We start from the raw sequence: 12297 nt of genomic DNA on the forward strand, positions 1-12297 counted from the left end.
CATGCCGTTCCGTCCGTCTTATTATTGTCGCCGTCTCCTGAGGAGCGGTGCCCTGCGCCGGCATTGCGGCTCGGGGCGAAGCGATTATATCGGATGGCCACGGTGGCATTTCCAGGAGTTCCGCATCCTAGCCGGGTGAGCGTATCGACCCGTTACAGGATGTATGTGGAGGGTCAGGCGCTTCAGGGCGGCCTTGCCGGCTCGGCTTGCTAAACTGAAGGTCTATGGCCGGGGTGCACTTTCCGGCATGCTGCTTGTCACATCCCTCGATGACATCGCTACGGGCGCCCCCGGGGCAGCCCCCGCAACAGGAGTTCCTATGCACAGCCGTAACCGCCTGATTCCTTTCGCACTCGCTGGCCGCGGCGCGGCCGCCTTGCTGGTCGCCACCTTGCTCGGCGCCTGCACCACCGCGAGCGCGCCAAATCTGCCCTCGGCCGGCACCAACCTGAACCAGACCCAGCCGTCCGGCCCGAGCCGCTGGGAACTGGTGCGCTGGCAGCAGCCTGACGGCTCGCTGCGCGAGATCCCGCACGGCGACAATGGCCAGCCGATCATTTTCGAGTTCAACGAGGGCATCGATGCCGCGCAGGGCACGGTCAGCGGCACCAGCGGCTGCAATCGCTTTAGCGGCAGCTATGGCAAGACCGAGACCGGCATCCGCTTCGACCGCATCGCCGGTACGCGCATGGCTTGCCCGCCGCCGCGCATGGCGCTGGAGTCGGCGCTGCTGAAGGCGATGCAGACGCCGTTTGCCACCGTGGGCACGCAGCCGTCGGCGGGCAGTACCGGCCGGCAGATCATCTGGAAGACCGCTGACGGCGACCTGCTGCAGTTCATCGAGCGCGAGGGCGTGGGCAAGCGTGGTGCGCGCGTGGAGGCCGCGGGCGTCGAGAAGACCGTCTATATCGATTCGCAGCGCGTGGAATGCACGGGCGTGGGCAAGATGACGTGCTACCGCTGGCGCGAGTCGCCGGATGCGCCGTGGCAGCTCTGGTATGGGCCGATCGAGGGGCTGGATTTCGAGCCGGGCGTGTCGTACCGGCTGCGCGTGCGCGAATACCAGGTGCCGAACCCGCCGGCGGATGCGTCGGCGATCCGCTGGCAATTGCTGAACGTGGAGTCGCGCACGCGGGCGCAGTAGGGCCGGGCGGCGACATTGCAATACCGACGGTTGTCTCCCCTCTCCCGCGTGCGGGAGAGGGGCCGGGGGAGAGGGCAGGCGCATGGCAAGCATGGATGCGCTTCACTTCGTGGAGAAGCCGGCCCTCTCCCCCGCCCCTCTCCCATAAATGGGAGAGGGGAGACAACCGTCGCTGTTCAGCGCATCTCAGCAAACGGGCCGCATTAGCGGCCCGTTTTCGTATTGCGCTCGGCTCAGGAGCGTGGCAATCCGGCATCACGCCGGGTACTGCGCCGATCCGCCGTCGCCGCAGGCTTTGCCGGGGCCTTCGCGCCTGCCTGTGCCGGCACCGGCAGCTTGTACAGCGCGCCCGGCGACGAAGTCAGCAGCGTGTTGATCTGCACCACGTCCGCTTCCTGCAGCACGCCGGTGGAGGCCTTCAGGCGCAGCCCGTTCATGATGGTGTCGTAGCGCGCCTTGGCCAGGTCGCGGCGGGTGGAGAACAGCTGGGCTTCGGCGTTGAGCACGTCGATGTTGATGCGCACGCCCACTTCATAGCCGAGCTGGTTGGATTCCACCGCGCTGGTGGCCGAGCGTTCGGCCGCCTCCAGCGCCTTGACCTGGGCCAGGCCGTTGGAGACGCCGGAGTAGGTCTGGCGCGCGGTCTGGGCGGCGGTGCGGCGGGCGAATTCCAGGTCGCTGGCGGCCTTGTCGGCCAGCGCCAGGGCCTCGCGCACGCGCGACTGGATCTGGCCGCCGGCAAAGATCGGCAGGGTCAGCTGCACGCCGATCTGCGACGCGTTGTAGTGTGTCGAGATCGCCTGCGTGGCGCTGCCGGTCTGGTTGTTGAAGCCGTATGAGGCCACCAGGTCCACCGACGGCAGGTGCCCGGCCTTGGCCTTGTTGGTCTCGCGCTGCGCGGTTTCCAGGTTGTAGCTGGCCAGGTTCACCTGCAGGTTGCTGGTCTCGGCCTGCGCCGCCCAGGCATTGACATCGGGCGGCTGGGGGCCGGGGATGGGCGCTTCGGCGCGCAGGCCCATCAGTTCGTCGACCGGTTTGCCGGTGATCTGCTGCAGCGTGGCGCGCTTGATCTCCAGGTCGCTCTGCGCGGCGATCTCGGTCGAGGTGGCCAGGTCGAAGCGGGCCTGGGCGTCGTTGGCGTCGACGATGGTGGCGGTGCCGACCTCGAAATTGCGCCTGGCCTGTTCCAGCTGCTCGGCGATGGCCTTCTTCTGCGCGCGCGCCAGGTAGAGGTTGTCCTGCGCGGCCAGCACGTCGAAGTACGCCTGCGCGCTGCGCGTGATCAGGTCGAGCTCGGCCTGGTGGAAGGTGACTTCGCCCGCCTGCGCGGCCAGCTCGCCCTGTTTGTAGGTTTCCCAGCGGTCCCAGCGGAACAGCGGCTGGCTCAGTTGCAGCTGCCAGTTGTTGTTGTTGAAGAAACGCGTGCCGGAGGCGCTGGGCGCGCCGCCGATCGGCAGCGAAGCGGTCTGGTCGAGCTTGGTGCGGTTGGCGCCGGCGGTACCCACTACCTGCGGCAGCAGGCCGGCGCGGCCCTGGGGCAGCTTCTCGCGCGTGGCCAGCAACTGCGCGCGGGCGCTGGCGAACTGGGCGTCATTGGCTTGCGCATCGCGATAGACCTGCAGCAGGTCGGCCGCGCCAGCCGGCGCCGCGGGCATCATCGCCAGCAGCGGGGCCAGCAGGGAAACCGCGATCGCCAGGCGCGTCCGGATTGCTCCGGGCTGGGCGTTGGGCGCAAACGTCATGACACCTCCAGGTGGGCGCGGCGGGTGCCGCGGCCGACAGTCGTTTCTTCTTCGTGTTGCTGCGCTGGCCTGCCGCGTCAGTATTTCGGCATGGCGGGGTCGACCTGGCTGGCCCAGGCGTCGACGCCGCCGGTCAGGTTGTAGACCTTGCCGTAGCCCTGGCGCTCCAGGTAGGCCGCCACCTGCATGCTGCGTGCGCCGTGATGGCAGATGCAGACGATGTCGGCGTCTTCGTCGAGTTCGGCGGCGCGCGCCGGGATGTCGCGCATCGGGATGTGGGTGATGCCGGGCAGGGCGCAGGTCTGCACCTCCCAGCCTTCACGCACGTCGAGCAGGACCGGCTTGGCGCGGCTGGCGTCGGCCAGCCACTGGGCCAGTTCGGTCGCTTGGATGACCTGCATGGCGGTACGTCCTCAGAACTGGAATTGCGAGGGCCGGGCCGCGCCCTGCAGGGGCTTGACCGCGGTCTCGAACAGGTTGACGACCTGGTACTCGGTCTCGGACACGCGCGTGACCAGGCGCGCTTCCATCACCGGCAGTTCGCCGACGAAGGCAGCGATGCGCCCGCCCACCTTCACCTGCGCCAGGATCGACGGCGGGATCGCCGGCAGCGAGCCGGAGATGCAGATCACGTCGTAGGGCGCGGCGGCGGCCCAGCCGTCGGCGGCATTGCCTTCGGCGACGTCGACGTTGGTGACGCCGGCGCCGGCCAGGTTGGCGCGGGCCAGTTCGACCAGCTCGGGCACGATGTCGACGCTCAGCACGTGGCGGGCGCGGTTGGCCAGCAGCGCGGCCATGTAGCCGGAGCCGGCGCCGATTTCCAGCACGGTCTCATGCTTGCGCACCGCTAGGTCCTGCAGGATGCGGGCTTCGACGCGCGGCGCCAGCATGTTCTGCCCGGCGGGCAGCGGAATCTCCATGTCGACGAACGCCAGCGAGGCGTACGCGGGCGGGACGAACTGCTCCCGCTTGACCACCGCCAGCAGGTCCAGGATTTCCTGGTCCAGCACGTCCCACGGGCGGATTTGCTGTTCGATCATGTTGAATCGGGCTTTTTCGAGATCCATCTTGCCATTCCTTACCAATGCCAACCGCTGTCGGTCTGTGCGCCGGCCGCGCGGTGCCACGGCCGGACAGTCTTATCAAACCCGTTATTTTAACCTTGCGGGCGCCTCCGGGCTCATTCCGCGCTGGCCTCCGCCGGGGCCGGGCGCTCCGCTGCCGAAGGCCGGCCAGCCCCGGCCTGCGCGGGCGCTGCCGGCGCGGTACGCGGCTTGCCTTGCCACAGCCGGCGCAGCCAGGCGGCGAAACCATCAAGGTACGTATAGATCACCGGCACCACCACCAGCGTCAGGATCGACGAGGTGATGATCCCGCCGATCACGGTCTGTCCCATCGGCGCGCGCTGCTCGGCGCCTTCGCCCAGGCTGAAGGCCAGCGGCACCATGCCGAAGATCATCGCCAGCGTCGTCATCAGGATCGGGCGCAGCCGCACGCGCGCGGCTTCGACCAGCGCCGCCTCCCGCGACAGCGGCTCGCGTCCACAGGTGCCGTCCACATCGCCCTGGCGCGCCTGGTTGGCGAAGTCCACCAGCAGGATCGCGTTCTTGGTCACCAGTCCCATCAGCATGATGAAACCGATGATCGAGAACATGTTCAGGGTCGAGCCGAACAGCAGCAGCGCCGCGAACACGCCGGCCAGTGTCAGCGGCAGCGAGGTCATGATGGCGATCGGCTGGAAGAAGCTGGCGAACTGCGAGGCCAGGATCATGTAGATGAAGATCACCGCCAGCGCCAGCGCCGACACGGCGTAGCCGAACGACTCGTTCATCGACTTGGTCGAGCCGCCGAAGCGGTACTTGTAGCCGGCCGGCCAGTTCACCCCGTCCAGCGCCGCCTTGACGTCCCGCGCGACTTCGCCGGCCGAGCGCCCGGCCACGTTGGCGGTCAGCTCGACCTCGCGGTTCAGGTCGCGCCGGCTGATCTGGTTGGCGCCGGTGGTGGGCACCAGCTCGGCGATCTGGCGCAGCGGCACCATCTTCGGCGAGCCATCGGCATTGGCGTGGCTGCTGGCGATCATCAGCGCGCTGAGGTCGGCCATGCCGGTGCGCGCGTCCTTCGGCAGGCGCACGCGCACGTCATAGTTCTCGTCGTCGGGCGCGCGCCAGGAGCTGATGGCATCGCCGGCCAGCAGCGGCCGCAGCGCATTGCCGATCTGCGCCACGCCCACGCCCAGGTCCGAGGCCAGCTCGCGCCGGATGCGGACCTCGATGGTGGGGCGGTCGTCCTTCATGCTCGAATCCAGGTCGGTCAGGCCGGGAATCGCCGCCATGCGCACGCTGGCTTCGCGCGACAGGCGCCGCAGTTCGTCGAGGTCGTCGCCCTGGATCGATACCTGGATCGCCTTTTGCCCGCCGGCGCCGTCGGGCATGCCGACCATGGTCAGCGTGATGCCGGCAATGCCGGCCAGGCGCTCGCGGATCAGCGGGTTGAGCTGCGCGGTGGTCAGGGTGCGCGCGCGCCGCTCGGTCAGTCGTACCGACACCAGCGCGTTGTTGCGGCCCGAGGCGTTGCCCGAGTTGATGGTGGCGTAGGTGTAGGCCACTTCGGGAAAGGCCTTCAGCGCGGCTTCGACCTGCCGCACCTTGGCTTCGGTAACGTCGAGCGAGGTGCCGACCGGCGTGGTGAAGCCGACCTGGGTCTCGCCGAGGTCGGCATTGGGCACGAACTCGGTGCCGATCAGCGGCACCAGCGCAAAGCTGCCGAAGAAGGTCGCGGCGGCGATGAGGGCGGTGGCCAGGCGGTGCTTCAACGCCCAGCCCAGCATGCCGGCGTAGCCGTCGCCGAGCTTGTCCATCCTTGCCGAGAACCAGTCCAGCAACCGTCCCACCGTGCGTCCATACCAGCTCTGCTTATTGCCGGTGCCGTGCAGGTCCGGGTCATGCCAGACTGAGGACAGCATCGGGTCCAGCGTGAACGAGACGAACATCGAGATCAGCACCGCCGCCACCACGGTGATGCCGAACTGGTGGAAGAAGCGCCCGATGATGCCGCCCATGAAGCCCACCGGCAGGAACACCGCGACGATCGAGAAGGTGGTGGCCAGCACCGCCAGCCCGATCTCGTTGGTGCCGTCCAGCGCCGCGCTGCGGTGGTCCTTGCCCATCAGGTTGTGGCGCACGATGTTCTCGCGCACCACGATGGCATCGTCGATCAGCAGGCCCACGCACAGCGACAGCGCCATCAGCGTGATCACGTTGAGGGTGAAGCCGCACAGGTACATCACGCCGAAGGTGCCGATCAGCGCGATCGGCAGCGTCAGCCCGGTAATCACCGTGCTGCGCCACGAGCCGAGAAACAGGAACACGATCGCCACGGTCAGGAAGGCGCCTTCGAGCAGCGTCGAGCGCACCTCCTTCACGCTGCTGCGGATGCCGCGCGCGGTGTCGTTGACCACCGTGAGCTGCACGCCGGCGGGCACCAGCTTGCGCACCTCGTCGGTCATGCGCACCAGGCCGTCGACGGTATCGACGGTGTTCTGGCCCTGCGCCTTCACCACCGACAGGAACAGCGCGCGCTTGCCGTCGAGCAGCGCCAGGCTTTCCTGCTCTTCCTGGCCGTCGCGCACGTCGGCGATCTCGCCCAGCGTTACCGGCTGGCCGGCGCGGCGCGCCACGATGATCTGCCGGAACGCATCCGGCGTGGGCACGCGGCCCTTGATCTGTACCACGGTCTCCGTCGCCGAGGAGCGCAGCTCGCCCGCGGGCAGCTCCTGGTTCTCGTTGCGGATCGCGTTCATCACCTGGTCCACGCCGATGCCCAGCGCCTCCAGCTGCGCCGGCCGGATGCGGATCTCGACCTCGCGCTTGGTGCCGCCCACGATATTGATGGCGCCGACGCCGCGCACCGTTTCCAGCCGCTTGCGCACGATCTGGTCGGCGATGGTGGTCAGCTCGCGCTGGCTGCGGCTGGCGCCCGGCGCATTGGAGACGGACAGGTAGAAGATCGGCGCGTCCGACGGGTCGTAGCGCAGCACGCGCGGTTCCTTGACCTCGTCGCGGAACTGCGGCCGGATCAGCGCGATCTTGTCGCGCACGTCCTGCGCGGCCTGGCCGACATCGACGCTCAGGTCGAACTTGATGACGACGACCGAAGTGCCCTGGTAAGAGTGCGAAAAAATCTCGTCGATGCCGGAGATGGTATTGACGATCTCCTCGACCTTGCGCGTGACGTCGGACTCGACCGACTCCGGCGCGGCGCCCGGGTATTCGGTCTGCACCACCACCACCGGGAAGGTGATGTCGGGAAACTGGTCGACCGGCAGCCGCTGGTACGAGAACAGCCCGACCACGATGAAGGCCATCATCATCATGGTGGCCAGCACCGGGTTGCGGATCGACAGGCGGGTGAACCACATGGCGTGCGTCCTCTACACCGTCAGGCCTTGACGCGCCTGACCTGGCTGCCGCTGCGCAGCGTGCCCAGGTTGTTGCGCACGATCTCGGCGCCGGCGTCGAGGCCGGAGACGATTTCCACCATGCCGCCGGCTTCGTCGCGCAGGCCCAGCTGCACCGGGCGTTCCGCCAGCGCGTCGCGGTCGATGGCATAGACGAAGGCGCGTTCGCCCTCGGTGCGCACCGCCGACACCGGCACCGCCACCACCGCGGCGCGCTGGCCCAGCACCAGTGCGCCGCGCGCGAACATGCCCGCGCGCAATACCTGGCCGGCATTGTCGACGCGGACATAGACCATGATGCTGCGCGTGCCCTCGCTGACCGCCGGGTTGATGCGCACCAGCTTGCCGGCAAAGCGGCCGGCGCCTTCCACTTCCAGCGCCACCGGCTGGCCCACCGCGGCGCGCGCCACGTCGGCCATCGGGATCGGTGCTTCCAGCTCCAGCACGCGCAGGTCGACCACATCGACCAGGCGCGTATCCGGCGACACCTTCTCGCCCGGCTGCACCGCGCGCGCGGCCACCATGCCGTCGAGCGGCGCCTTGACCACGGTGTCGGCGAGCGCCTTCTGCGCCACCGCCAGCCCGCCCTGGGCGGCGTCGAGGTTGGCGCGCGCCACCGCCAGGTCGGACTGGTACTTGTCGAAGGCGGTCTGCGAGATAAAGCCCTTGTCGACCAGTTCGCGGTTGCGTTCCCAGGTCTGGCGCGAGTTCTCGAACTGGCCGCGCGCGGCCAGCATCTGCCCGCGCGCCTGCGCGGCCCGGGCCTCGTATTCCGCCGGGTCGATGCGCACGATGACCTGGCCGGTGCGCACCGGTTCGCCTTCGCGCACCAGCACCTGCTTCACTTCGCCGGAGACCTTGGCCTTGACCGAGGCCTGGTTCAGCGCGCGCAGGCTGCCCGACAGCGGCAGCGACAGCTGCAGGTCCTGGCGCTCGACGCGAACCAGGTCGGTCTGCAGGAACTCGACGATATTGGCGGCCGCGGCGGCCACCTGCGGCTGGCGCGCGCTGCCGGCCTTGCGCACGGCCACCGTGGCGCTCAGCGCCAGGGCCAGGCAGGCGGCGGTGATCAACAGGGTCTTTCGCTTCATGTCGGGGTGCCGGGTCGCGGTGCGGCAGGGGCAGGATCGGCGTCGGTGGCCATCGCGGCGGCGCGTTGCGCCAGCATGTCGTCGCGGATCACTTCCCAGATATAGGGGCCGTGCTGCGGCGGCAGCGGGCGGTTGCGGGCCTCGCCGGCGGTCAGCCCGAACAGCAGGGTGTCGAGCAGGCCATCGAGGAAGGCCTCGGGGTCGATGTCTTTCTCGGCGGTGGCGCGCAGCGCGCGCTGCCACATCATCAGGAAGACCAGCGGCGCGCAGATCAGCGTGGTGGTGGGGTTGGCCGGCAGCGGACGGAACTCGCCGCGCGCCACGCCGCGCGCCAGCACCCTGGCGAACAGCTCGTCGCCCGGCACCATCACTTCCTGGTTATAGAAGCGGGCGATGTCGGGGAAGTTGGCCGACTCCGCCATGATCAGCTTGGTCAGCCCCGCCACCGGCGTGGCGCCGATCAGCCCCCACCAGCCGCGCAGCAGTTCGCGCAACAACTCGGGCGTGCTGCCCTGGTAGGCATCGACCAGGTCGGCGCCGCGCGCCAGGGCCGGCACCAGGTTCTCGCGCACCACCGACTTGAACAGCTCTTCCTTGTTGGCGAAGTAGAGGTAGACCGTGCCCTTGGACACGCCGGCCGCCGCGGCCACGTCTTCCAGGCGGGTGGCGGCATAGCCGCGTTCGACGAACAGGTCCAGCGCGGCCGCCACCAGTTCCTGCGGCCGCGCCGCCTTGCGCCGGCTCCAGCGCGGGCTGTCGGCGTCCTTGTGCGGATCGGCGGGTGACTTGGTCACGGCGGGCTTGCGAAGACTGCGGGGCACGAGGAGGCGTCGAGAAAAGTTAATAACTTGTGGGTCAGTAATGTAGATGAGGCCCTACGAGGGGTCAAGCACAGGCGTCGGCCAAGGCTGTACAAGGGCCGGGGCGCCACGGGTGGCTAGATTCCAGTGTGATGAAAATGGCACTGCGTCGGGCGACAGTAGGCGCCGTGCTTACGGCGTTTTCCTTTTCTTACAGGACGGCCGCGGCCCTTCGGGCACAATGTCGCCTTTACAGCGGCAGCCTCGGCGGCCGCCGATCCTTAACCATCGTCATGAGTTGCCGGTCAGACCATTCCTGCCGCGCGGGCTGCGGCGCCTGCTGTATCGCGCCATCGATCGCCTCGCCGCTGCCCGGCATGCCGCACGGCAAGCCGGCGGGCGTGCCGTGCGCGCAGCTGCTGCCGGATATGCGCTGCGCGGTGTTCGGCAGCCCGGACCGGCCCGCGTTCTGCGCCGGGCTGAAGCCGTCGGCCGAGATGTGCGGCGATTCCCGCGAAGCGGCGCTGCAATGGCTGGCCCGGCTCGAGATCCTGACCGCGCCGCAAGCGCACCCCTGAAAGGCCCGGCGCGCCATGACGCCTCGCATCCATTCCTGATATCCCGCCATCGGAGGCAATATGATCCGGACTTCCCGACGCCGCTGGCTCGCCGCTGCCGCCGCGGCCACCCTGGCCGTGGGACTGGCCGCCTGCGGCGCCTTCCGCAGCGAGTACACGTTCTCGCAAAGCCAGCTGCAGGCGGCGCTGGAGCGCAAGTTCCCGTTCAACAAGCGCTACATGGAGCTGTTCGACATCCAGCTGACCAACCCGCAGCTGACGCTGGATTCCGTGCGCAACCGCGTCAACGTGCAGTTCGACGCCACCATCGACAACAAGCTGTTCTTCAGCCAGGCCCTGAGCGGCCGCTTCGCGCTGGACAGCGGGCTGCGCTACGACGAGCCCACGCGTTCCGTGGTGCTGCAGGACCCGGAAGTGAAACGCTTCGACGTGCAGGGCATGCCCGCGCAGTTCTCGCGCCAGCTCAACGCGCTGGGCGGCATCCTGGCCGAGCAGCTGTTGCAGGGCTATCCGCTCTATACCTTCCGCGAAGACCAGCTGCGCATTGCCGGCACGCACGTCGAGCCCGGTACAATCACCGTCTTGCCCGACGGCATCAACGTCAAGATCAACCGCCCCTGAACCGGGCGCATCGAACAACAATGCGGGCGGTCCGGCACCAGGCCGGACCACGCCCGTGACTACGTCTCTTTCGTTCCGCATGGAAATCGCACTAGCGCTGAAGGCCGTGATCCTCGGCATCGTCGAAGGCCTGACCGAGTTTCTTCCGATTTCGAGCACGGGCCACCTGATCCTGGCCGGCCAGCTGCTCGACTTCAACGACGAGAAGGGCAAGATCTTCGAGATCGTGATCCAGTTCGGCGCCATCCTGGCGGTGTGCTGGGAATTCCGCGCGCGCATCGGCAAGGTGGTGCGCGGCCTGCGCGACGACCCGCTGTCGCAGCGCTTTGCCGCCAACGTGGTGATCGCGTCGGTGCCGGCGATCGTGCTGGCGTTTATCTTCGGCAAATGGATCAAGGCCCACCTGTTCAACCCGATCTCGGTGGCGCTGGCCTTTATCGTCGGCGGCGTGGTGATCCTGCTGGCCGAATGGCGCGACGCGCGACGCGGCACGGTCTCGCATCCGCAGGGCAATGCGCTGCTGGAAGCCGCCAAGGCCGGCGCGCCGCGCATCGAGTCGGTCGACGACCTGAACTGGCGCGACGCGCTCAAGGTGGGGCTGGCGCAGTGCTTCGCGCTGGTGCCGGGCACCTCGCGCTCGGGCGCCACCATCATCGGCGGCATGCTGTTCGGGCTGTCGCGGCAGGTGGCCACCGAGTTCTCGTTCTTCCTGGCGATCCCGGTGATCTTCGGCGCCACGGTCTACGAACTGTACAAGGCGCGCGCGCTGCTGAACGGCGATGACCTCGGCATCTTCGCGGTCGGCTTCGTCTTTGCCTTCCTGTCTGCCTTTTTGTGCGTGCGCTGGCTGCTGCGTTTCGTCGCCACGCACGACTTCAAGCCGTTCGCGTGGTATCGCATCGCCTTCGGCATCGTGGTGCTGCTGACCGCGTACACCGGACTGGTGTCCTGGCACGCCTGACCTCGCCTTAGCGCGGGCAACAAAAAAGCGTGGCAGGTGCCACGCTTTTTTGTTTGCGCGTTCGCGCGATTGCCGCGCTCAGGCGCGCTTGCGGAACACCACGTCCCACACGCCATGCCCGAGCCGCACGCCGCGCCGCTCGAACTTGGTCACGGGCCGGTAATCCGGCCGCTCGGCAAAACCGTCCGGCGCCGCCGAGGTGTTCTCCAGCAGCGGCTCGGCCGACAGCACTTCCACCATCTGGTGCGCGTACTCTTCCCAGTCGGTCGCGCAGTGGATATAGCCGCCCGGCTTCAGGCGCCCGGCCAGCACCTTCACTAGCGGCGGCTGCACCAGCCGGCGCTTGTTGTGGCGCTTCTTGTGCCACGGGTCCGGAAAGTAGATGTGCACGCCGTCGAGGCTGTTGTCGGTCAGCATATGCGCGATCACTTCCACCGCGTCGTGCTGCAGGATGCGCACATTGGACAGGCCGCGCTCGTCGATCAGCTTGAGCAGCGCGCCCACGCCCGGCTCATGCACCTCGCAGCCCAGGAAGTTGTCCTGCGGCCGCAGGCCGGCGATATGCGCGGTGGTCTCGCCCATGCCGAAGCCGATCTCCAGGATCGACGGCGCCTGGCGGCCAAAGGTCGCCTCCCAGTCCAGCGGCTGTGGCGCGTAGGGGACCAGCATGCGCGGCCCGACTTCGTCGATGGCGCGCTGCTGACCGGTCGAGGTCCGGCCCGCGCGGCGCACGAACGAACGGATGCGGCGCGGATGCGCAACGCCTTCAGCATCGGCAGGGGAGGGGGCGGGCGCCGGTGCGGCGCTGTCTGCAGGCGCGGCGTCGTCGGCCGGCCTGGTGCTGGGGTCTTGGGGAAGCATGGCAACAAAAAAGCCGCCGGGCGGATCACCGTAACGGTGGCAA

At 68.4% G+C, this 12297-nt stretch carries 11 protein-coding genes; 4 read left to right on the forward strand and 7 right to left on the reverse strand.

Going from position 1 to position 12297, the window contains the following annotated elements; all coding sequences use genetic code 11:
* The first annotated feature begins 319 nt into the window (after positions 1-319).
* Complete coding sequence (locus FHX60_RS02365; protein WP_183282457.1) at positions 320-1144, forward strand: META and DUF4377 domain-containing protein; 825 nt, start codon at positions 320-322, stop codon at positions 1142-1144.
* A 233-nt stretch (positions 1145-1377) separates the two neighbouring features.
* Here the strand turns inward: FHX60_RS02365 and FHX60_RS02370 are convergent, their stop codons facing one another.
* The 6 genes from FHX60_RS02370 to FHX60_RS02395 all read right to left on the reverse strand — a co-directional run bounded on the left by FHX60_RS02370 (position 1378) and on the right by FHX60_RS02395 (position 9254).
* Positions 1378-2886: a TolC family outer membrane protein gene (locus tag FHX60_RS02370; RefSeq protein ID WP_183282458.1), complete on the reverse strand. Its 1509-nt coding sequence runs from the start codon at positions 2884-2886 to the stop codon at positions 1378-1380.
* A gap of 77 nt (positions 2887-2963) precedes the next feature.
* Positions 2964-3287, reverse strand: coding sequence for a rhodanese-like domain-containing protein (locus FHX60_RS02375; protein ID WP_062801478.1), 324 nt, complete (start codon positions 3285-3287; stop codon positions 2964-2966).
* A 12-nt stretch (positions 3288-3299) separates the two neighbouring features.
* Entirely contained in the window at positions 3300-3953 is a 654-nt protein-coding gene (locus FHX60_RS02380; RefSeq protein ID WP_112774441.1) for a protein-L-isoaspartate O-methyltransferase family protein, read from the reverse strand.
* 113 nt (positions 3954-4066) lie between these two features.
* Positions 4067-7303: an efflux RND transporter permease subunit gene (locus FHX60_RS02385; RefSeq protein WP_183282459.1), complete on the reverse strand. Its 3237-nt coding sequence runs from the start codon at positions 7301-7303 to the stop codon at positions 4067-4069.
* A gap of 20 nt (positions 7304-7323) precedes the next feature.
* Positions 7324-8433, reverse strand: coding sequence for an efflux RND transporter periplasmic adaptor subunit (locus FHX60_RS02390; RefSeq protein WP_183282460.1), 1110 nt, complete (start codon positions 8431-8433; stop codon positions 7324-7326).
* Positions 8430-9254: a TetR/AcrR family transcriptional regulator gene (locus FHX60_RS02395; protein WP_112774444.1), complete on the reverse strand. Its 825-nt coding sequence runs from the start codon at positions 9252-9254 to the stop codon at positions 8430-8432. The genes FHX60_RS02390 and FHX60_RS02395 overlap by 4 nt, the downstream gene beginning before the upstream one ends.
* Before the next feature lie 272 nt (positions 9255-9526).
* Here FHX60_RS02395 and FHX60_RS02400 point away from each other — a divergent pair, with 272 nt between their 5' ends.
* The 3 genes from FHX60_RS02400 to FHX60_RS02410 all read left to right on the forward strand — a co-directional run bounded on the left by FHX60_RS02400 (position 9527) and on the right by FHX60_RS02410 (position 11393).
* Entirely contained in the window at positions 9527-9811 is a 285-nt protein-coding gene (locus tag FHX60_RS02400) for a YkgJ family cysteine cluster protein (RefSeq protein ID WP_183282461.1), read from the forward strand.
* Positions 9812-9871: 60 nt separating this feature from the next.
* The gene (locus FHX60_RS02405; RefSeq protein ID WP_112774446.1) at positions 9872-10432 is read left to right on the forward strand and encodes a DUF1439 domain-containing protein; all 561 of its coding nucleotides are present in this window, start codon (positions 9872-9874) and stop codon (positions 10430-10432) included.
* A 79-nt stretch (positions 10433-10511) separates the two neighbouring features.
* On the forward strand, positions 10512-11393 hold the full coding sequence (locus tag FHX60_RS02410) for an undecaprenyl-diphosphate phosphatase (RefSeq protein WP_062801473.1): 882 nt from the start codon (positions 10512-10514) through the stop codon (positions 11391-11393).
* A 78-nt stretch (positions 11394-11471) separates the two neighbouring features.
* Here FHX60_RS02410 and trmB read toward each other — a convergent pair whose 3' ends face one another.
* On the reverse strand, positions 11472-12254 hold the full coding sequence (trmB, locus tag FHX60_RS02415; protein ID WP_092306855.1) for a tRNA (guanosine(46)-N7)-methyltransferase TrmB: 783 nt from the start codon (positions 12252-12254) through the stop codon (positions 11472-11474).
* Between the last annotated feature and the right edge of the window lie 43 nt (positions 12255-12297).

Origin of the sequence: Cupriavidus alkaliphilus, assembly GCF_014191175.1 — a bacterium.
Lineage (GTDB): Bacteria > Pseudomonadota > Gammaproteobacteria > Burkholderiales > Burkholderiaceae > Cupriavidus > Cupriavidus alkaliphilus.